Here is a 22568-nt window from a genome sequence, read left to right as displayed (position 1 = left end):
GTATTAGATGATATTGAGAATACTGAATTACAAAAAACAATCAAAGCTGAACTAAAAGTTTTAGCTTCTGATTTTGTTATTTACAATCAGTCTACTTACTAATAATTAATTATTAAAATTTTTATTCAATAAGGATCAGTTATGGAAATAAAAGGCGAAGAGTTTATAAAAAAAGTTCAACTTCAACAAGAAAGAGAAGAATTAGAACAAAAGTTAAATGAATTAGAAGAAGTTCAAACTACAATAGGTGAAAACACTACTATTCATAATGAAAGTGTTAATGAACCTGTTGATACAGAACTTGGTAATATTATGCTTGATACACCAAGTTCTAATGAAGAGAATAATAAGAAAAAATATTTAATATTAGGTCTTATTCTAGTAATCTTATTCTTACTTACAATTATAGTTATTCGCCTTTTAACTGATGATTCTAAAGAAGATTCTTTTACTACAAATAAAACTAATCCAATAGAAACTAAAACATTAAATGATGATAGTAATATTGAAGAAAACTTTCAAAAAATAATGAATGAAAGAATTCAAAAAAATACTCAAAATGAAGAAATAAGTTCTGAAGAAAAAATTGATGCAATCAATGAGAAAAAAGAACCTATTCAAGAAGAAGAACAAACATCGAATGATATTTTAGATGAAACTATCAAAAAAATTGAAGCAGAAATAAAACCTAAAAAACAAGAAGTGAAAAAAGTAGTTCCAAAAAAAGTTACTCCTAAAAAACCAGTGGTTAAAAAAGCTCCAAAACAATCTGTTAAGGATTTAGTAAATGATATTTCAAGTAGTTCTCCTAAAGGCTATTTTGTTCAAATTGGAGCATTTTCTAAAAAACCTTCAAACTCATATATTTCAAAAATCAAGAATGCAAATTTAAAATATAAGATTCATCAAGTTGAAGTAAAAGGAAAACTTTATAATAAAGTTTTAATAGGCCCATATTCATCAAGAGCAAGTGCAACTGGTAATATAGAAAACATTAAGAAAAAGCTTAACTTATCAAGTGCTTATATTCTTAAATTTTAAAAGTTGAAAACATATGAATTTTTACAGTAAAGAACTTTTTTTAGACCAATTTACACCTGTTTCAATTTATGAAAAGATAAAAGAATCTTACAAAGATGAAATTACTTTTCTTTTTGAAAGTACAATTAACTCAAGTGATGGGAACTACTCTTTTATAGTAATTGGAGCTAGAGAGAGAGTTTGGTATGAGAATAATATATGTTTTTATAAAAATGAAGAAGGAAAAGTTACTGAAGTAAACTTTAATCCATTAAAATTTTTACAAGAATATTATAAGAAGTTTGACAAAGAAGAGTATAAAATAAAAGCAAAAGAACTTGGAATTGGTTTAGTTGATGGCTTTATTGGAAATATTGGATATGACATAGGTAAAGAGTTTGAACCAAAACTAAAAAAACCTATGAATAATCTAATAGATCAATTAAATATTCCTGATTTAGATTTAATTAGACCTAATATTATATTAGGATTTTCACATAAAACTTCAAAGCTTGTAATGCTTACGTCAGTTGAAGATAAAAAAGATGAATTAGAAAAAATTGAACAATCTTTATATACTCCATATTCATATAAAGCACCTAAAAAAGCTGTTCTTCTAGATGAAGGAAAGTTTAACTTCTCTAAAGAGAAATTCTTTGAAATGGTTGCAAAATCAAAAGAGATGATAAAATCAGGAGATGTTTTCCAGATTTTAATGTCTAATAGATTTATTCAAAAAGCAAAAGTTGATCACTTTAGTTTTTATAGATCACTACGAAGTAAAAACCCTAGTCCATACCTTTTCTTTTTGGAGTTTGAAAACTTTTCAATTGCAGGATCTTCACCTGAAGTTATGATTAAACTTGTAGATGGACACTTACTTTTACGACCCATTGCAGGTACAAGAAAAAGAGGTTCTACACTATCAAAAGATATTGAAATGGAAATAGAGCTTATTAATGATACAAAAGAAAGAGCTGAACACTTAATGCTTGTTGACTTAGGACGTAATGATGTAGGACGAGTTGCAAAACCAGGAACTGTAAAAGTAACTGACTTAATGCGAATTGAGAGATATTCACATGTTATGCATATTGTATCTGATGTTGAAGCAATTATTGATGATAAATATGACATGTTTGATTTATTTGCAGCAACTTTTACAGCTGGTACGATGACAGGAGCTCCAAAAATTAGAGCTATGGAATTAATTGCCGAATTTGAGGGAATAAAAAGAAATTTTTATTCAGGAAGTATCGCGTATTTTGGATTTGATGGAAATATGGATTCTGCAATTACAATTAGAACTACAATGCTAACAGATGATACTGTGATTTTCCAAGCTGGAGCTGGAGTTGTTGCTGATTCTAAACCAGAAGATGAATATCAAGAAGTTCATAATAAGCTAGCTGCAAATATTGCTACATTAAAAGAGCTAGCTTAACATACTTTTTAATTTAAATTTTACAAACTAAAGGAAATAATATGTTACTTGGCGTAAATATAGACCATATTGCAGTTTTAAGAGAAGCTAGAAAAATAAACGACCCTAACCCTGTTGATGCATTAAGTATTTGTAAACTTTCAGGTGCAGATCAAATCACTATACATTTAAGAGAAGATAGAAGACATATTCATGATAATGATGCAAAAATTATATGTAAACAATCTACACTTCCTATAAATTTAGAGTGTTCAATAAATAGTGATATTATAAATATTGTTTGTAAAATGAAACCAGCACGTGTTACTTTAGTTCCTGAAAATAGAGAAGAAGTTACAACTGAAGGTGGATTAGATGTAAAAGGTAACTTTGAAAAGTTACAAAATGTAATAAAAAAATTACATGATAATGAAATTGAAGTATCTTTATTTATAGACCCTAACAAAGAAGTTATTGAACTATCTGCACATTTAAATGTAGAATGGATTGAACTTCATACAGGTTCATTTGCAAATGTTTATGCGATGTTAAATTCACAACTTGGAAATACTCATCATACAATTAAAGAATTAGAACTTCCAAGAAAAGAATTAAAAAAGAAATTAAAAAGTTCAATAAAAGAATTAAAAAAAGCTTCAAAGTTTGCAACAAAACAGAAATTAAAAGTAGCTGCTGGTCATGGATTAAACTACCAAAATGTGACATTAATCTCATCAATAAAACATATAAGTGAATTAAATATTGGGCAAAGTATAATTGCACGATCTGTATTTACAGGATTAGAAAATGCAATACTAGATATGAAAGAATTAATAGAATAATAAATAATATAAAAGGTTCAAAATGAAACCAAAAATAGCAATCAGTATTGGTGATTTGAATGGTATTGGAATTGAGATTGCCATAAAAGCTCATACTCAAATCACGAAAATTTGCAAACCTATTTATTGTATAAATAAACAAATGCTTAAAGTAGCTTGCAAAGAATTAAAAATAGATATTCCAAAAGACTTTAAAACTTTTGATACAAAAGGTGATTTTGTAATAAAACCAGGGCTTGTAAGTAAAAAAGCAGGTAAGTATTCATTTGATTCTTTTATGGATGCAATTAAACTTGCAGATAAAAAAGAAGTTGATGCTATATGTACACTTCCTATCAATAAAGAAGCATGGAATAAAGCAAAGATATCATATAAAGGCCATACAGAAGTACTAAGAGATTATTTTGGTGAAAATGCAATAATGATGCTTGGTTGTAAAAAGATGTTTGTAGGATTGTTTACGGAGCATATTCCCTTGAAGAAGGTTCCAAAAAAAATTATAGAAGAAGATTTAACTAAATTTTTAATTGATTTCCAAAAAAGTGTAAAATCTAAAAAAATTGGTGTTTTAGGGCTTAACCCACATGCAAGTGATAATGGCGTTTTAGGTGATGAAGAAGTACAAATATTTAAAGCTATTAAAAATGCAAATAAAGAACTTGATAAAAAAATATTTATAGGTCCCCTAGTTCCAGATATCGCATTTTCACCAATGTCAAGAAAAAGCTACACATATTTTGTGGCAATGTATCATGACCAAGGATTAGCTCCTTTAAAAGCTCTTTATTTTGATGAAAGTATAAATGTAAGTTTAAATTTGCCAATTATTAGAACATCAGTTGATCATGGAACTGCGTTTAATATTGCATATAAAAATGAAAAAATCAACTTAAAAAGTTACATAAATGCTATAAAAGAGGCAATATCTTTAGCAGAAAATAAATAATATTAAGTGATTATAATTGAAAACACTTGAAAATTGTTATGAATTAAACTTTTCAAAAATTAATTTTATGGAAAGAAAAATAAGAATAACTCATCCTAAAACTATTATTACAGGTGCTAGTAAAACAGGAAAAAGTTATCTTATTTACGATTTTTTGTCAAATTTTAAAACTAAAGATTATATTTATATTGATTTCAATGATTCAAGAAATGATATAAATGAAGTAATTAAAAATATTGATTTATTTTTAAGACAAAATCAAATTAAAGTTTTAGTTCTAGAAAACTTCTCTTTTGAATTTGATTTACCTTATTGCGATAATATCATTATCTCTACTGATATACCAAAAAGTATACGTGGTTTTAAAAATATCACAGTTAGTGCTTTAGATTTTGAAGAATATTTACTTCAAGATATTAGACATCAAAATATTACACAAAGTTTTAATAATTTTTTTAAATATGGGAACTTACCTGAAATAATAAATATAGATGAACATAAAAAAGTTCAAAGGCTACAAGAAATAATTAAATTACAAGCTTTGAATGATACACATTTTGAGATACTAAAGCTTTTATTTGAAAATATTGATGAAAAAAAATCTTTATACCAACTATTTTCAACATTAAAAACAAAGATAAAAATATCAAAAGATAAGTTTTATGAAACTTGCAAACTTCTTGAAAATAATAAAACAATTTATTTTCTAAAGAAATATAATCAAGAAAAAGCTACAAAAAAAATATATTCATATAATCACTCTTTTTTAAATGCAATCTCTCATAATAAAAAGTTTAAAAATGAATTTGCAAATATGATTTTTTTAGAATTAGTTGATAAATATAAAGAAATTTATTACCTAGATAATATTGATTTTTATATTAAATCAAAGAAAATAGCCATAGTTGGGATACCATTTTTCAATACTTTTTTAGTAAATGCAACATTAAAAAAGATATATAAAATCATGGAAGAGTATGAAATTAAAGAATTAAATATCATCACTGTATCAAATGATGAGAAAATTAATCATTCAAATTTTAAAATAAATGTTATACCATTTTATGAATGGGCCCTTAGTTAAATTAATATTAATTAGAAATTAAACAAAAATAAGATAAAATCGCAAAACTATAAAGGACACACGATGGATAGAAGAGTACTTGTAAAATTTTCAGGCGAAGCGCTAGCTGGAGAAGAAGGTTATGGTATTGATACAAAAATACTAGATTATATTGCTGAAGAGATTAAAGAACTTATAGATAATGGTGTGCAAGTTGGTATCGTAATTGGTGGAGGAAACATTATTAGAGGTGTTACTGCAGCAGCTGATGGTATTATAAAAAGAACTAGTGGTGACTATATGGGAATGCTTGGTACTGTTATTAATGGTATTGCAATGCAAGAAGCATTAGAACACAAAGGTTTAAGTGCAAGACTTCAAACTGCAATTAAAATGGAACAAATAGCTGAACCATTTATTGTAAGAAAAGCAATGAGACACTTAGAGAAAGATAGAGTTGTAATTTTTAGTGCAGGTACGGGAAACCCATACTTTACTACAGATACAGCAGCAACATTAAGAGCTACAGAAATTGGAGCTTCTTTATTAATCAAAGCTACAAAAGTTGATGGAATTTATGATAAAGATCCAATGAAATTTGATGATGCAGTAAAACTAGATACAATTACTTATGATCAAGCTTTAGAAGACCATATCAAGGTTATGGATGATACAGCAATCGCATTAGCGAAAGATAATAAATTACCAATCGTTGTAGCAAACATGAGTGAAAAAGGAAATTTACTTAAAATCATCAATGGTGATACAAGTAAGTGTTCAATCGTAAAATAGAACTTATAAAAAGGAAATAATATGAGATTAGAAGAAAGAATGTCAAAAGCTTTAAAAAAAGTTGATAATGATAGATATATTTTAGCTATTGCTGTTGGTCAAAGAGCTGACGAATTAAGTAAAGGTGCTAAACCTTTATTAGAACAAAACACTCAAAAAATGAAATATACTGATATTGCTATTGATGAAATTGCAAGTGGTTTATTAGTTATTGAAGGTTTAGTAGACAGAGATTAGTTATAAAAGCTTAGCTTTTATAACCTGTCATATACTATGGATCCGTTTATTAAAAAAGTTCAACATATAAATAATGTTGAAGATGCTATCAAAGAGCTTGAAGCTCAAACTACCTTAACTCCCAAATTAAAAGATTTAATTGATTTTATTATTGAAGCTCATAGAGGTCAATATAGAAAAAGTGGCGAACCGTATTGTGTTCATCCAATATTAGTAGCAAGTATAACTGCTCACTTTTCAAATGAAGAATCAATAATAGCAACTGCCCTACTTCATGATGTCGTTGAAGATACAAACTTTTCACTTGATTATGTTAAAGATAGATGGGGAAGTGATATTGCTCATATGGTTGATGGGCTTACTAAAATTGTAGAAATACGAGAAACTGAATTTATTGCATCAGATAGTACAAATGATTCAAAATTAATCTCTTCAGCACTTACATTTAGAAAAATGCTAATTGCATCAATTGATGATGTTAGAGTCTTAATAGTAAAATTATGCGATAGATTACACAACATGCTTACACTTGATGCCCTTCCAAGCAATAAACAAAAAAGAATAGCCGAAGAAACACTCGTTGTGTATGTTCCAATTGCAAATAGATTAGGAATTTCTAATTTAAAAAATGCTCTAGAAGATTTAGCTTTTTATTATATTTACCCAAAAGAGTATAAAAAAATTGATGATTTCTTAATAGAAGAACAGCATGCTATGCAACTTACTTTTAATAGTTTTATTTCAACAACAAAGAAACTGTTAGAAAAGAATGGATTTGATTTAGACAAAATTAAAATCTACAGTAGAATCAAGCATCATTATTCTATTTATCTAAAAATGCAAAGAAAAGGTATTTCTATTGATGAAGTACTCGATCTTTTTGCTATTAGAATTTTAGTTGATGATGATATTGACTGTTATAAAGTATTAGGTTCTATTCATATTGAATATAAGCCATTAATCTCTAGATTTAAAGATTATGTATCAACTCCTAAGGAAAATGGTTACCAAACGATACACACAACAGTATTTTATAATTCTAAAATATATGAGATTCAAATACGGTCATTTGAAATGAATGAAGTAGCTGAATTTGGTATTGCAGCTCACTGGAAGTATAAATCAGGAGCAAAACAAACAACAAACTTAAACTGGTTAAAATCACTAGAATTTTCTAATGAAAATGTTGAAGAATTCTATCAAGAAACAAAAGATGATTTATATACAGAAGAAATAGTTGTGTATTCACCTAAAGGTGCTATTTATAATTTACCTCTAGGTTCAACGGCTTATGATTTTGCCTTTGCAGTTCATAGTGATGTTGGAAAACATGCTACATCTTGTATTATAAATAAAATCAGAAAACCTTTGTTAACCGAGTTAAAAAGTACTGATATTGTAAATATTGAAACAGGTGATATACCAATAGCTAGATGTTCGTGGATTGATATGGTACAAACATCAAGAGCAAAAAAACAAATCAAACTTTTATGTGCACAAAGACAAAAAGAGATTGATGATATGTATGGAAGAAATATAATTGATACTGTCTTCTCACGATATAATGTAGATGTTTCTAGAAAATATGAGCTTGATACTCCTCATAAAATCGCTGAAGTTCTTGATTATTTTAAGCATACAAAGCAGATTATTGAGAAAAAGATTATAAAAGACAGAGGGATTATGACAAGGTTTAAAATCTTAACTAGTAAAGTTAAAGAATTTAAATTTGATAACATCCTAATATATTCAAATTTTAGTATAAATTCTGTATCATTTGACCATTGTTGTCACCCTAAGTTTGGTGATGATATGGTAGCATTTAGAAATGGAAATGAAGCGGTTATACATCACAAAATGTGTGATAAAGCCTATGATAAAATAAAAACAAAACATCAAATGCTATTTTGTAAATGGACAAAAGATACATTGTATCAATACAAAATGGTAGTTAGTATGCCAAATACAAAAGGTGAACTAGCAAGAGTTCTTACTTATATGTCACAATATGAAGGATATATTCTTTCAGTTGAATATGGTAGACAACAACATTCATATAGACAATATTGTGATATTGAATTTGAAATAAATAAATCTAATATTGAAGAAGTAAGAAGAATAGTAGAAAAAAAAGTAAAAGTTATAGAATTTTTCTCAAAAAAAGATGCCTATAATAAGTAGTATAAAGGTTATAATAATTAATGGAAAATAAAGTTCAAGAAGCATTACAAGAAATTCAAAGAGGTACATCTGAAATAATTGACATCGAGGCAATTGAAAAATTGATTACTAGATATTATCAAACAGGTGAAAACTTCTATGTTAAAGCAGGATTTGATCCAACTGCTCCAGATTTGCATTTAGGACATACAGTTTTAATACAAAAACTAGCTCTATTTCAAAAATTCGGAGGAATTGTTCAATTTTTAATTGGAGATTTTACAGCAACAATTGGAGATCCTACAGGGAAAAGTGAAACAAGAAAAGTTTTAAGTGAACAAAACGTTTTAGATAATGCACAAAGTTATAAAGAACAAGTATTTAAAATTTTAGATGAATCAAAGACAGAAGTTATGTTTAATTCTAAATGGTTAAAAGAATTAGGAACAGGTGGATTAATTTCATTAGCATCAAATTTAACTGTTGCTAGAATGATTGAAAGAGATGATTTTTCAAAAAGATATGAATCAAATACGCCAATTGCAGTAAGTGAGTTTATATATCCATTACTTCAAGGTTATGATTCTGTTGCTATGAAAACAGATATTGAGTTAGGTGGAACAGATCAGAAGTTTAATCTTCTTATGGGACGAACTTTGCAAAAAGCATATAATCAAAAACAACAAGCTGTGTTAATGATGCCAATATTAGAAGGTTTAGATGGTATTCAAAAAATGTCTAAATCATTAGGTAACTATATTGGTGTTACTGATGAAGCTTTTGATATGTTCGGAAAAATACTTTCAATCTCAGATGAGTTAATGTGGAGATATTTTGAACTTTTATCTTCAAAGTCATTAAAAGAAATAGAAGAATTAAAAATAGCAGTTGAGAATAAAACTTTACATCCAAAAGATGTTAAAGATTCTTTAGCAATGGAAATTGTTGATAGATTTCATGGAGCTGGAATGGGTGAAGAAGCAAAGGCCGAATTTAAAAAAGTTTTTGCTAAAAAAGATATCCCTACAGATATAGATGAGTACCTTTTTGAAGGTGAAATTTGGATTTGTCAAGCACTAGTTGATGCAAAACTTGTAAATTCTACATCTCAAGCTAGAAGAGATGTAAAAGCAGGTGCAGTTAAAATAAATCAAGAAAAAGTTGTAGATGAGAAATTAAATTTACAAATCGGTGAGTATATTTTACAAAAAGGTAAAAAGAATTTCGCTAAGATAATTATAAAATAAAGGGCTAATTTTGAAAATAGGTAAATATGAAATAAAACACCCTATAATCCAAGGTGGAATGGGTGTAGGAATAAGTTGGGATCAATTAGCTGGAAATGTATCTAAAGAAGGTGGCCTTGGTGTTATCTCTTCAGTTGGTACAGGTTATTACAGAAATAAAAGTGAAGATGTTCACGTTGTAATGAGAAAAGATAAACCAAAAGATGCTTTAAACTTTTACTCAAGAGAATCATTCTTTGAAATTGTTGCAAATGCAAGAAAGATTTGTGGAGATGCTCCATTAGCTTGTAATATTTTACATGCATGTAATGATTATGGAAGAATGGTAAAAGATGCTTGTGAAGCTGGAATTAATATTATTATTACAGGAGCAGGACTTCCTACAAATATGCCAGAATTTACGCAAGAGTATCCAGATGTTGCACTAGTTCCTATTGTTTCAAGTGCAAGAGCATTAAAATTAATTTGTAAGAAATGGAAAAAATATAATAGAGTTCCTGATGCAATTATTGTTGAAGGTCCATTAAGTGGTGGTCATCAAGGTTTTAAATACGAAGATTGCTTTAAGGAAGAATTCCAACTAGAAAATATAGTTGGCCCTGTTATTGAAGAATCAAGAAACTGGGGAGAGAATATTCCTATTATTGCAGCTGGTGGAGTATGGGATAAAAATGATATTGATAAATATCTTGCTATGGGTTGTACTGGTGTACAAATGGCTACAAGATTTATTGCAACATACGAATGTGATGCCCATCCAAATTTAAAAAATGTATTATTAAATGCAAAAGAAGAAGATATTAAATTAGGGAAATCTCCTGTTGGATTACCAGCTAGATCTGTGAAAACTAATTTACAATTCTCTATGGAAAATAATACAGCACCAAAAGTACAATGTATTTCTAACTGTGTAGCTCCTTGTAATAGAGGTGTTGAAGCAAAAGCAGTAGGATATTGTATTGCAGATAGATTAGGCGCTGCTTATAATGGCGATGAAGAAACCGGACTGTTTTTTACTGGCGCAAATGGATATAGAATAAATAAAATTATTTCAGTAAAAGAATTAATCGAAAAATTAACGCAAGGAGAATAAAAATTTTTAATAAATTTTTTATTCTAATTCTTCTATATATTAGCTTTTCAATCTCAGCGCTTTGTGCTGCTGATTTAAAAGAAGAATATCGTTCGGCCAAAATGAGCTACTTAAAAGCAGTTTTAAGAAAAGACTCTCAAGAAAAAATTAATCAGCTTGAAAAAATTATTGTTTTAGGTAAAAAACTTAAAAAAAACACTACTCCAGATGAAAAAAAATTAGAAATTTTACTTAAAAGAGAAAACAAAACTACAAAACAATCTATACCAAAAGTATCAAATAATTCTAATTATTCAATAAATTCCGTTTATACTAAAAATGATTCAATAATTGTAAATTTTAATAATAAGATATCAAAAGATTATGTTAAATTTTTTGAACTTCATCAAGGAAATATATATAAAGATGTTTTTGATATTAATGGTAATTTTAAAGATGCACAACCAACTGTACTTAAAATTAATAATATAAAAAAAATCACTATAGGTCAATTTAAAGCAAAAACATTAAGAATTGTACTAGCAAATGAAAAGAATCTAAAGACATACTATACAATCAAAGATAAACAACTTATTATAAATATACGTGATTTAAATGCAACAAAGGCCACTAAAACAATAAAAGAAGTAAAAAAAGTTGTAAAACCTAAAACTACTACAAAAGAAACTCTATCTAATAATTATATAGATACAAAAAATGAAATCAGATCAATAAATACAAAAGATAATTCAATTGAAATAGAGTTTAATAAAAACTTTTCAAAAAAAGATTTGTCATATGTTGCGTATAAAAACAATGGTAACTATGAAGATGTTTTTGATTTAACTGGAAAATTTAAATATACAAAACCGATAAAACTAAGTATAGATGGAATAAATAGAATTATTGTTTCAGATAAAAATAGTAAAACAACAAGAATTAGAATCTCTAATAAAAAAGATTTAAAAGTATATTATATTTTAAATAAAAGAAAATTAACAATAAAAATTTCTGGTATTACTAATTCTCAAAAAATAAATAATACTCAACCTTACCCAAATTTTCATAGCAAAACTATTGTAATTGATCCAGGACATGGGGCGCATGATCCAGGTGCTGTAGGACCAAATAAAAGATATGAAAAAGTAGTAACACTAAAAATTGCAAAATATTTATATAATATTTTAAAACAAAGAGGTCATAAAGTTTATCTTACTCGAAATAAAGATACTTTTATAAAAGTTGGTAAAAGAACTGACTTAGCCTTAAAGAAAAATGCAGATGTATTTATTTCAATTCACGCAAACTCTGTAGCAAAAAAGAATGCAGCAAAGGTAAGTGGTATTGAAACATATTATTTAAGTCCAGCAAAAACAGAAAGGGCTAAAAGAGTTGCAGCAAAAGAAAATAAATCTGATATAAGAAAAATGAGTAACTCAAGTACTCAGGCTTTTCTTTCATCATTAAATGCACCAAAAATTACACATTCAAGACTTTTATCAATAGACGTTCAAAGAGAGATGCTAGCATCTGTAGGTAAAAAATATAAGGTAAATGATAAAGGTTCAAGACCAGGACCATTTTGGGTACTTCTAGATGCTCCACAAGCTTCAATTCTTGTAGAAGTGGGTTACATCTCACATCCTATTGAAAGTAAGCGTTTATACAGCAGTTCTTATCAAAAACTATTAGCACAAGGTATGGCTAATGGAATTGATACATACTTTCAAATGAAAGCAAGATTTGACTAAAAAGACAGTTTATTATTTTCTAAAAAGGTTTTAATATCATTTATTAAATTTATTTGTTTTTTTCTTATAGTTGGTAACTTATCTAAAGAAAAAAACTTAACTTTTGAATTTTCCCAAGAGAGATAATTACTTTTTAATTTTTCTTCAAAAAACATCTCATCTAAACCTTCAATATTTGAAGCATTTACCAACCAAACAGCAATATCTTTTTCTAGGTTTACTTGCTCAAAATAGTCTTCAAAAAGGCCTATTTCAACTTTAATACTACTCTCTTCAAATAGTTCTCGCTGAGCACATTGAAATGGATTTTCATCTTTTTCTTTCATGCCCTTTAAGCAACCCCATTTATTTTTACTTAAAACTGATTTACATAATAATACTTTTATATCATTTTTACTAACTAAGTAAGGAACAACGCCATATGCTTTTGTATGAGATTTCACAATCAACCTTTTTTAAGAATCTATTTTCTTTTTATAAAATATTAAAGAACCAATTATCCATAGAATAAATGGCAATAAAATTGAAATTTCTGGTATAACTATTCCACCGCTTGTAAACTTAAAAAGCATAAAAAATACGCCCCAAACAATTAGTGTTCCAAAGATTGAAAATGAGGTAAACTTTCCAACATTAAAAAATCTACTATTTAATGATGCATATGCAAATACAAGTAATAGTATGGGAATTACAAAGAATGAAACTATTATTTGATTGTATAAAGCTCCTCTAATTTTATCTGTATTTATATCTTGGTTTGATAATAATATCAATGCAGAAACGGCATCAAGAACTGAGAAGTTTGATTTAGATTCATAAACATTATCAAGAATTTTAGGTTTAAACCCTTCTAATGTATTCAAAAACTTTTCATATCTAATCTCAAGTTTTGCAGTTTCTCCATCCATATTGGATGGTTTATTCATTATTTTAGCATCTACAATATACCATTTATTATTTTGAAAATATGCATTTTTTGCAACAATTGATTGAACAATATCTCTATTTTCAACCTTATAAATATGTATATCTTCAGCCTTTTGTTCTAAAGGTAAAAGTTTTTTGAAATATACATAGTTATCATTATATTTTAAAAAAATATCTGCTTTTGTACTTGTAAAATATTCATTATGCAAAATTTTTCTTTTTTGCTCATAGGAATAAGCCAAAGGAGTAATTTGTAATAAAATTAATAAAGTAATTAAAAATATTGATATTTTAACAACTGGTGCATAAATATCTTTACTTCTACTTCCAAGTGCATTAAAAGCAACTAATTCATTGTTTTTAATAAATATTACTAGTGTAACTATCCAGCCAAAAACAATAGACAAAGGTAATGCTAATGTTAATGTAAAGAATCCATTATATAGTAAATATAAAAGTTGTAAGTTAGCAGAATCTGGTAACTTTTTAAAGTTTTGTAAAAAATCTATTCCTACAAAAAATAGTTCTAAAGAAATTAGAACAATGACAAAATTTAGTAAATATTTTTTTAAAATATATTGTGTTAATATGCTCATTTTACTTCAATGTAAATTTGGATTTTACCTGATCAATCTCTTCAGTTTTAAGCGCAGTGATTGCTTTAATAGTATGAGTTATTATATCTTGTAGTTTATTCAATTCTTCTTTTGAAAAGTTGCTTAATACATAATTTGCAACATCAGTTTTATTTTGAGGTTTTCCAATTCCAATTCGTACACGAATATAATCTTTTCCGCAATGTGCATCAATAGATCTTAATCCATTATGTCCACCATGACCTCCACCTATTTTGTACTTAACTGTACCAAATGGTAAATCTAAATCATCATGTATAACAATAATATCTTCAAGAGGTATTTTATAATAATCCATAATAGAGCCCACAGCCTCACCTGAATTATTCATATATGTAGTAGGTTTAGAAAATAAGTTATAACCTGATTTTAAAAGTGTAGATTGAAAGTTTGATTTATTTATACTTGAAGTTGTAAGATTTTTGGTCATCTCATCGATAACCATAAATCCTACATTATGTCTTGTTAGTTGGTATTTTTCACCAATATTTCCAAGACCAATTATTAAATGCATTATAAAGTTAAATTACTTAGCTTTAATAATACCAACAACTGGAACTCTTGGGTCTAAGAAACATTCAACTGAATCACCTAAAGTTAAGTCTCTAACTAAAACATTGTTTCCAACATCTAAATCAGTTACATCAATTGTAATGTTTTCTGGTAAATCTTCAATTGTACATTTAACTGGAACTCTTTTAGTGTGAATCATTAAAAGACCTTTGTTTTTAATCCCAACTGCTAAACCTGTAGTAACAACAGGAATTTTGTAAGATGCTCTTACTCCTGGTTGTGCAACCATTAAATCAACGTGTAATAAAGTTGAAGTTAATGGACATTTTTGGTACTCTTGTACTACTACTTTATAAACTGTTCCTGCAACAGTTACATCAAATGCGATTGTTTCTTTATTTCTTAAAAACTTGATAAACTCATTGTTTTTAAATGCAGTTGAAACATTTTCTAAACCTTTTCCATAGATATTTGCAATAATATATCCATCTCTTCTTAAAGTTTTAGTTGCTTGTTTTGTCATACTATCTCTAACGATACCCTCTAACATAAACGATCCTTTTGTATTTTTATTTTAGGGCGCAATTATATTTAAGTTTTACTAAATTTTATATTAATACTTAAAGATATTTGTAATTTAACTTTTTGTAAATGTAATTTAGATATTATCTCTACATATAAAACATATTAATAGAAGGTTCAAATCCCATGACAATACTAGATGGAAAAGCATTATCTAATAAAATTAAAGACGAAGTAAAAGTTGAAGTTGAAGAACTTATAAAACAAAAGCATGTAACTCCTGGTTTAGCTGTTATTTTAGTTGGAAGTGATGCAGCAAGTGCAACATATGTAGCAAGTAAAGCAAAATCGTGTAAAAATGCAGGCATTTATTCAGTAGTACATGAAATGCCAGATAGTATTACTCAAGAAGAACTTCTTGAAACTATTAAAAGAATGAATGAAAATCCATCATTAGATGGTATTTTAGTTCAATTACCATTACCTAAACATATTGATACAACAACTGTACTTGAAGCAATAGATCCATTAAAAGATGTAGATGGTTTCCATCCTTACAATGTAGGAAGAATGGTTTCAGACCTTGATACATTTTTACCAGCAACTCCTTTTGGTGTAATGAGAATGTTTGAAGAATATAGTATTGATGTAGTTGGAAAAAATGTATGTATAATTGGAAGTTCTGATATTGTAGGAAAACCAATGGCTTCACTTTTAATTAATGCAAAAGCAACTGTAACTGTGTGTAACTCAAGAACGAAAGATTTAAAAGCACATACTTTGGCTGCTGATATTGTAGTAATCGCGGTTGGTGTTCCTCATCTTTTAAAAGGTGATATGATTAAAGAAGGTGCTATAGTTATTGATGTAGGAATAAATAGACTTGATACTGGAAAATTAACAGGTGATGCAGATTTTGAAGATTGTAAAACTAAATCTTCGTTTATTACACCAGTTCCAGGTGGAGTTGGACCTATGACAATTGCAATGCTTCTTAAAAATACAGTTAAAGCTGCAAATTTGAGAAAAACTAGAGAAAGTAAATAATGTTTAAAAAATTTTATAACTGGTCCTCGTCATGGACTGGAACTATTGTAATAGTTCTTGTTATTATGTCATTTATTGCTCAAGCCTTTGTAATTCCAAGTGGAAGTATGAAAAATACTCTTTTAATTGGGGATATGCTTTTTGTTAAAAAATTCTCTTATGGATTACCAGTTCCTAGAATTCCATGGTTAGAAGTAAAAATGCTTCCAGATTTTAATGACAATGGACACTTAATCGAAGGTCCAAGACCTAAACGTGGAGAAATAGTAGTTTTTAGATATCCAAAAAATGAAACTATTCACTATGTAAAAAGAGCAGTAGCGACGGGTGGTGATATTGTTGCATTAAAAGATAAAAATTTATTACTTCATCCAAAAGAAGGAAATGAATATGTTAAAGCTAATTTTGATAAAGATAGTATTATTGAAATTGGAGATAAATTATGGGTTGTAAATCCATATAAAAAAGACCATCCTGGAATTCATAATGATCCAACAGTTGTAAATAATGGCTTGAATCCACAAGAACTATTTAATATGATACCTATTTTAGTACCTGAAGATGAAACATTTATGATGGGTGATAATAGAGACCATTCAAATGATTCTAGATTTTGGGGAACGGTTCCTTATAAATATGTAGTTGGAACTCCATGGCTTATCTATTTTTCTTGGGATAAAGATAAAGAAATTAGATGGGATAGAGTGTTAAAACAAGTAGATACTATTGAAGAAAACATGGATACAAAAATCAAACTTGATCATGAAAAAGGAATATATTAGATGAAATATTATATTGGCGCAGATCATGCAGGAATAGATATAAAAGCATACGTAAAAGAATTATTTGAAAAAAGAGGTCATGAAGTAATTGATTTAGGACCAAATACAAAAGATAGAGTTGATTATCCTGATTATGCTTCTAAAGTATGTAAAAGTGTTCTAGAAGAAGATGGAAGCAAAGGTATTTTAATCTGTGGTTCAGGAATTGGAATGAGTATGGCTGCAAATAAATTTGATGGAATAAGAGCTGCACTTTGTCATAATGAATACTCAGCTAAAATGGCAAGAGAACATAATGATGCAAATGTTATCTGTTTAGGTGAGAGAGTTTCAGGATTTGGAATGGTTGAAGCTATTGTAGATGCATGGAATGATTCATCATTTGCAGGTGGAAGACATGAAGGTAGAGTTGAAAAAATTAATGCAATTAGTAAAATAGGAAGTTGTAGAGTTTAATAATATTTAAAATAAAGGATTATCATGAGAGAGCCTTGGCAAATATATTTAATGATGTTTATTATTGTAGCATTGATGCTTCTTGGGAAAAAAATGATGTTTTTTTCTGATAAAAAAGATGATAAAAAGCCAAAGGATAAGAGTTGATAAATTCTAAAATTATTGACTCTATTTTTTCATCTGCTTCAATTCAAAGATGGAATGATTATCCAAGAATGGTAGAATTAGTTGAGCTTGATAAACAAGCTCATAAATTTATCATTGCATATTTTATTGCAAAATTAGAAAAAAATATAAATTATACACACTTAATAGAAGCTGGTATTTTTGAGTTTTTACGACGTGTAGTTGTAACTGATATAAGACCTGATGTATTTAGAAAAGCTTTACAAAAAAAATCTAAAGAAATAAATACTTGGGTCATCTCAAAACTATCTCCATCGCTTGAAAGTATAGACAATGGAACTTTTTTACAAAAGTTTCAAGAGTATTTAGAAAATCCTGAAATATACAAAAAAGAAAGATTTATCCTAAAAGCAGCTTCTTATTTAGCTACAAAATGGGAATTTTCAATAGTTTATCAAACAAGCCAGTTTTTAACAGATATTGAAGATGTTAAAAAAAGTGTTGATGAAGAGATTGAAGATTATTATGAATTAATTGGAGTGCGAAAAATTGCACTAAATAAAAAACTTGCAAAAGTTATAGATTTAAGTGGCAGACTGCGATTTCAAAAAAGATGGGCTCAAACTCCAAGAGTTCCTGAAACATCTGTTTTAGGTCATATGTTAACCGTTGCTATTTTTGGATACTTCTTCTCAATTGATGTAAATGCATGTGATAAAAGAATCCAAAACAACTTTTTTACAGCCCTATTTCATGATTTACCAGAAGCCTTAACAAGAGATATTATCACTCCTGTAAAATACTGTGTAGATGAATTATCTGATATTATTGCTGAGTATGAATTAGAAAAAATAGAAGATGATATCTTGCCAAATATACCAGAGCAATTACATGATGAATTTTCGTATATTTTAGGACTTTATGATGGTAAAAAAGAAGAGTTTGAAAATAAAATATATGAAGATAAAATCAAAATAGTAGAAGATGTATCAAAATACAATCAAGATAAATACAATGCAATAGATGGTTTAGCTTTAAAACAATGTGATAAATTATCAGCTTTTGTGGAAGCTAGTCTTTCTCTTTCACATGGAATAAAATCTAAAGAATTAATTAATGGTAAAAAAGAGATTTTAAAAAGTCTGAAAGAAATTCAAGGAATTGATTTTAAAGAGATTGCCACTAAAATAGACCATGACTTTGGAACAACTGGTCAAACTCAAGTTAGAATGGATTTTGATTAAAATATAGCTTTTAAAAGCTATATTTTAAGTTTGCATAGAAATACCTTCCTGGATCATTTAATAATACTCTATCTCCACCTGTTTCAACATATGTAACATCTTGATATGTATTTGTTGAAGCATATGTTTTATCAAATACATTATCAACACCAAATGTTAAACCAAAATTTTTATGTAGTTGATTACTATACTTTAAATTTACAAGTGCATATCCTGCTAATTCTTGTTCTTTTGCACTACTATCATAAGTATTCCATCTATCAACTGCCATGATTTCAGCTGTGTATCTAGAGTTTTTTTCTTCATAGTTAAAAGCGATATTAGCTTTTAATGGTGGGATTTCGGCTAAATCTTTATCAATAGCAGAATCATCTTTTTCCCCTCTTTGATAAGATGCTCCATAATCAATAGAAAACTTATCATTCATATAATAAAACCCACTAATATCTAATCCATAAATATTTGCATCAATATTTTCAAAAGTTCCTGTATTATAAATATAATCTTTTAATACTGAGTAAAATACCTTTGATTTAATATTAAAATTGCCAATAGTCTTATCAAACCCTAAATCCACTTCATAGTTTTTTGTATCATCCAAATCATTATTTGCACCCATATAAAGTTCTCTTGCATCTGGAACTCTTGAAGACTTTCCAATACCTGCAAAATATTTTGTATTTTCATCTGCATTATAAATAGCAAAGATATTTGCATTTAAAGAAGTATATTTTTTATCTGTTTTATCTGCATTTATTGAATCAATATCTGTATAATCATATCTTGCACCCATCTCTAAGTCTAGTTTACCAAATGATTTTTCAATACTTGTAAAAACTGCTTTATTTGTAGTATCAGTAGAATCTAAACTAGCAAATGATGGCATTTGCATTCCAGTCATTGAAGAAGTCATATACTTTTTACCTCTCCAATTTCTAACACTTGTATCTAATCCTATAGTTACTAATGAATCAGCAACTTCAAGACTATTTTTTAATTTACTTCCCCAAATAGAAGATTTCATATGATTTGTCATATATTTTTCACTTCCACTATTTCTTAGCTTTGTACTCATTGGATGATCAACATGAGAATAATAATAATCTAAAGTTAATTCTTTTGAAAAAGCACCTAAATCTCTTGCTGTATATCCAATAGTATAAATATCTGAATCATCATAATCTGCATCCATTGGAGTATTTGGATAAAGTACATTGTCACTTCTATTTGCTGTATATGATAGTTTTATATCTTGATCATCAGTAATATTAAAGATAGCCTTTGTTAAAACTGTCTTTTTTTCATATGCCTCTAAATCACTTTTTGAGTATTGATTCCCTGTCATAACACCTTTTTCAAGTTGCTGTTCTAAGAAGTCATTTCCATCTCCATCTTCGTATTGATCACCCTTCTCTATTGAAGTTGATACAAGAAGTTTAAACTTATCTGTTCCTCCACTAAGCATTGCACTAGCTTTTTTATATCCAAAACTTCCAGCACCTAAATTTACTTCTGCTTTTAAATCTTTACTTGGTTGTTTTGTTTTTACTATTACATTTCCACTTAGGGTTCCGAAGTTTTCAACATCATAAGGACCTTCTATAACTTTCACACTTTCAATATTATTTGATAAAACATGAGAAGTTACAGGATCCATTCTATTTGGACAAGCACCATATATTTTTGCATTGTCTATTAGAATATTAATATTATCCTTTTTCTGCCCTCTTAAAATGATATCATTTGCAATACCACTTCTTCTAACTATTGAAATAGATGATATATTTTTTGTTAAAGCTTCAGCTAAATCAGCACTTTTAATTTGCTCGTTACTAATATCTTTTACTATTTTACCATTAGCTTTTTCAACTACACTAATTTGATCTAAAACAGTTGTTTCATTTGCTTGTAATACAACACTAGCAGATAATAAAGATAAAGAGATAATTCTTTTCATAAAGGTTCCTTAAAATAATTTTGTGTAATTATTGCAAAGAGCTGTTAATTTTTTGTTAACTTATGATTTTTTGTGATTATTTAATAAACATTCCCATTACTTAAGTATAAGTAAACGATAAATCCTCTATAATTGGCTTATTAATCACAATAATATAATGGCTTATATCATCAAGCTTTTAGCTACAAAATCATAGGGAGTAATATGAAGATAATATTTTTAATACTAAGTTTAATCTACTTTTCAAATGCACTTGAAATACCAAGTGAAGAGAGTAAAAAAGAAGAAATAATACTAAAAGATAACAAACAAATAAGAACATTTGGTGAGAATCTTTTCAACGGCGAGTTTTCAAAATCTTCACAACACAGATATAACCCTGAGTATCTACTAAATATTTCAGATACTATCAACCTAAAACTTTGGGGTGCAATTGATTTAGATATGAAGCTTACTATTGATGAACAAGGTAATATCTTCGTACCAAAAGTAGGAGCGATTAAGCTATTAGGTGTAAAAAATAAAGACTTATCTGGAAAAATCAAAAAAACTCTTAAAAAAACGTATAAAGACAATGTATATATCTATGCAAATCTTGACAATTTTCAACCTGTATCTGTTTTCGTATCAGGTGCAGCTGTAAAACCTGGACTTTATCAAGGATTATCATCTGATTCTATATTACAATTTATAGATAAAGCAAAAGGTATAGCACCAAACGGAAGTTTTAGAAACATATCTATAATTAGAGACAATAAAGTAATTTCTAATATAGACCTTTATGAATACTTATTAAGTGGTAAACTAGACTTAATACAGTTTAAAACAGGAGATATTGTAAATATAGAATATCTAAAAGGATATATTACAGTTGATGGAGATGTTCAAAGACCACTAAAAATAGAAACTAATGGTTATTTAAATATTAGAACTATAGTTAAACTTGTACAACCTTATACAGAAGCTAGTGATGTAATAATATCAGATTTTGATGCACAAAATGAAAAAATATTGAAAATGTACGCTATAAATAATAAAAATATCAAAATAAAGGCAAACCAACACATAAAGTTTGTATCAAATAATAATACAAAAACAATAGAAATTAAAATAGATGGTGAACACAACGGTCTTAATAATATCATAGTAAAAAAAGGCACAACTCTAGAAGAACTAATTTCTACATTAAATTTCTCAGAATTATCTTCAAAGCAAAATATAAACTTATTTAGAAAAAGTGTAGCTAAACTACAAAAAGAACTAATCGATGCTAGCTTACAAGAATTAGAATCGTCAGTTTTAAAAACAGGCTCAATCACTACTGAAGAATCTACTATAAGAATACAAGAATCAAAATCTGTTCTTGAATTTATCGAAAGAGCAAAAAAAGTTGAACCAAAAGGACGAGTAGTCCTAAATAAAAACAGTGACTTTTCTCAAATAGTTTTAGAAGATGAAGATGAAATATATATACCAAAAAGAAACCATGTAGTAACAGTACAAGGTGAAGTAAAAATACCTTCATCTCTTTCTTATGTAAAAGAAATGAGCTTAGAAAAGTACTTAGAACAATGTGGAGGACTTAGTTCTCGTGCAGATGAAGACAATATATTAGTGATAAAACAAGATGGAAGTGTAAGTACTTATGATAATAGCTTATTTTCAAATCAAGAACTTACTATAGAACCAGGAGATAGTGTACTAGTACTAGGCAAATTAGACTCAAAAAGTGTACCAATCATAAAAAGTATAACTCAAATACTGTACCAAATAGCTGTTGGTGCTGGTGTACTAGTAAGGTTATAA

Annotated in this window: 22 protein-coding genes; 17 read left to right on the top strand and 5 right to left on the bottom strand. The window is 27.7% G+C overall.

The genetic code is table 11. From position 1 onward, the window contains the following. Positions 1-141: 141 nt before the first annotated feature. The 11 genes from KO488_RS04910 (at position 142) to KO488_RS04860 (ending at position 12553) form a co-directional block, all read left to right on the top strand. Positions 142-1041 carry an SPOR domain-containing protein gene (locus KO488_RS04910; protein WP_216057677.1) on the top strand — a complete coding sequence of 300 codons (900 nt, stop codon included), beginning with the start codon at positions 142-144 and terminating at the stop codon, positions 1039-1041. A gap of 13 nt (positions 1042-1054) precedes the next feature. Continuing rightward, positions 1055-2464: an anthranilate synthase component I family protein gene (locus KO488_RS04905; RefSeq protein WP_216057676.1), complete on the top strand. Its 1410-nt coding sequence runs from the start codon at positions 1055-1057 to the stop codon at positions 2462-2464. A gap of 41 nt (positions 2465-2505) precedes the next feature. Continuing rightward, positions 2506-3285, top strand: a complete 780-nt coding sequence (locus KO488_RS04900; protein WP_216057675.1) for a pyridoxine 5'-phosphate synthase — start codon at positions 2506-2508, stop codon at positions 3283-3285. A gap of 22 nt (positions 3286-3307) precedes the next feature. Then, positions 3308-4231, top strand: a complete 924-nt coding sequence (gene pdxA, locus KO488_RS04895; protein WP_216057674.1) for a 4-hydroxythreonine-4-phosphate dehydrogenase — start codon at positions 3308-3310, stop codon at positions 4229-4231. A gap of 16 nt (positions 4232-4247) precedes the next feature. Beyond that, positions 4248-5315: an ATP-binding protein gene (locus tag KO488_RS04890; protein ID WP_216057673.1), complete on the top strand. Its 1068-nt coding sequence runs from the start codon at positions 4248-4250 to the stop codon at positions 5313-5315. A gap of 63 nt (positions 5316-5378) precedes the next feature. After that, positions 5379-6086, top strand: a complete 708-nt coding sequence (gene pyrH / locus KO488_RS04885; protein WP_216057672.1) for a UMP kinase — start codon at positions 5379-5381, stop codon at positions 6084-6086. Between the two features lie 21 nt (positions 6087-6107). Then, complete coding sequence (locus KO488_RS04880; RefSeq protein ID WP_216057671.1) at positions 6108-6323, top strand: DNA-directed RNA polymerase subunit omega; 216 nt, start codon at positions 6108-6110, stop codon at positions 6321-6323. A 36-nt stretch (positions 6324-6359) separates the two neighbouring features. Then, positions 6360-8504 (top strand): RelA/SpoT family protein, encoded by a 2145-nt coding sequence (locus KO488_RS04875; protein WP_216057670.1) that lies wholly within the window; start codon positions 6360-6362, stop codon positions 8502-8504. A 20-nt stretch (positions 8505-8524) separates the two neighbouring features. Further along, on the top strand, positions 8525-9730 hold the full coding sequence (tyrS, locus tag KO488_RS04870) for a tyrosine--tRNA ligase (RefSeq protein ID WP_216057669.1): 1206 nt from the start codon (positions 8525-8527) through the stop codon (positions 9728-9730). A 10-nt stretch (positions 9731-9740) separates the two neighbouring features. Then, a complete protein-coding gene (locus KO488_RS04865; RefSeq protein WP_216057668.1) occupies positions 9741-10823 on the top strand; it encodes a nitronate monooxygenase in 1083 nt (360 codons plus the stop codon). Between the two features lie 101 nt (positions 10824-10924). After that, entirely contained in the window at positions 10925-12553 is a 1629-nt protein-coding gene (locus KO488_RS04860) for an N-acetylmuramoyl-L-alanine amidase family protein (protein ID WP_216057667.1), read from the top strand. Here KO488_RS04860 and KO488_RS04855 read toward each other — a convergent pair. The 4 genes from KO488_RS04855 to KO488_RS04840 are packed head-to-tail and all read right to left on the bottom strand — an operon-like array spanning position 12550 to position 15178. After that, positions 12550-12996 (bottom strand): NUDIX domain-containing protein, encoded by a 447-nt coding sequence (locus tag KO488_RS04855; protein ID WP_216057666.1) that lies wholly within the window; start codon positions 12994-12996, stop codon positions 12550-12552. The two genes, KO488_RS04860 and KO488_RS04855, sit on opposite strands and share 4 nt — an antisense overlap. A gap of 12 nt (positions 12997-13008) precedes the next feature. After that, on the bottom strand, positions 13009-14076 hold the full coding sequence (locus tag KO488_RS04850) for an LptF/LptG family permease (protein WP_216057665.1): 1068 nt from the start codon (positions 14074-14076) through the stop codon (positions 13009-13011). Between the two features lies 1 nt (position 14077). Then, a complete protein-coding gene (gene pth, locus KO488_RS04845) occupies positions 14078-14629 on the bottom strand; it encodes an aminoacyl-tRNA hydrolase (protein WP_216057664.1) in 552 nt (183 codons plus the stop codon). A 12-nt stretch (positions 14630-14641) separates the two neighbouring features. After that, positions 14642-15178, bottom strand: coding sequence for a 50S ribosomal protein L25/general stress protein Ctc (locus tag KO488_RS04840; protein WP_216057663.1), 537 nt, complete (start codon positions 15176-15178; stop codon positions 14642-14644). Positions 15179-15336: 158 nt separating this feature from the next. Here KO488_RS04840 and folD point away from each other — a divergent pair, with 158 nt between their 5' ends. From folD to KO488_RS04820, 5 genes are read left to right on the top strand one after another with little or no spacing between them, the layout of a single operon-like run. Beyond that, the gene (gene folD / locus KO488_RS04835; protein WP_216057662.1) at positions 15337-16197 is read left to right on the top strand and encodes a bifunctional methylenetetrahydrofolate dehydrogenase/methenyltetrahydrofolate cyclohydrolase FolD; all 861 of its coding nucleotides are present in this window, start codon (positions 15337-15339) and stop codon (positions 16195-16197) included. Further along, complete coding sequence (gene lepB / locus KO488_RS04830; protein ID WP_216057661.1) at positions 16197-16979, top strand: signal peptidase I; 783 nt, start codon at positions 16197-16199, stop codon at positions 16977-16979. The genes folD and lepB overlap by 1 nt, the downstream gene beginning before the upstream one ends. Further along, positions 16980-17435, top strand: coding sequence for a ribose 5-phosphate isomerase B (gene rpiB / locus KO488_RS04825; protein ID WP_216057660.1), 456 nt, complete (start codon positions 16980-16982; stop codon positions 17433-17435). 24 nt (positions 17436-17459) lie between these two features. Further along, positions 17460-17582, top strand: a complete 123-nt coding sequence (locus tag KO488_RS15325) for a hypothetical protein (RefSeq protein ID WP_266099291.1) — start codon at positions 17460-17462, stop codon at positions 17580-17582. Beyond that, entirely contained in the window at positions 17579-18805 is a 1227-nt protein-coding gene (locus tag KO488_RS04820) for an HD domain-containing protein (RefSeq protein WP_216057659.1), read from the top strand. The genes KO488_RS15325 and KO488_RS04820 overlap by 4 nt, the downstream gene beginning before the upstream one ends. A gap of 10 nt (positions 18806-18815) precedes the next feature. Here KO488_RS04820 and KO488_RS04815 read toward each other — a convergent pair whose 3' ends face one another. After that, complete coding sequence (locus KO488_RS04815; RefSeq protein WP_216057658.1) at positions 18816-20762, bottom strand: TonB-dependent receptor plug domain-containing protein; 1947 nt, start codon at positions 20760-20762, stop codon at positions 18816-18818. Between the two features lie 204 nt (positions 20763-20966). Here KO488_RS04815 and KO488_RS04810 point away from each other — a divergent pair, with 204 nt between their 5' ends. Continuing rightward, positions 20967-22568, top strand: coding sequence for a polysaccharide biosynthesis/export family protein (locus KO488_RS04810; RefSeq protein WP_216057657.1), 1602 nt, complete (start codon positions 20967-20969; stop codon positions 22566-22568).

Origin of the sequence: Poseidonibacter lekithochrous (assembly GCF_018861145.1) — a bacterium.
Lineage (GTDB): Bacteria > Campylobacterota > Campylobacteria > Campylobacterales > Arcobacteraceae > Poseidonibacter > Poseidonibacter lekithochrous_A.
This window is presented reverse-complemented; position numbering and strand designations above follow the sequence as displayed.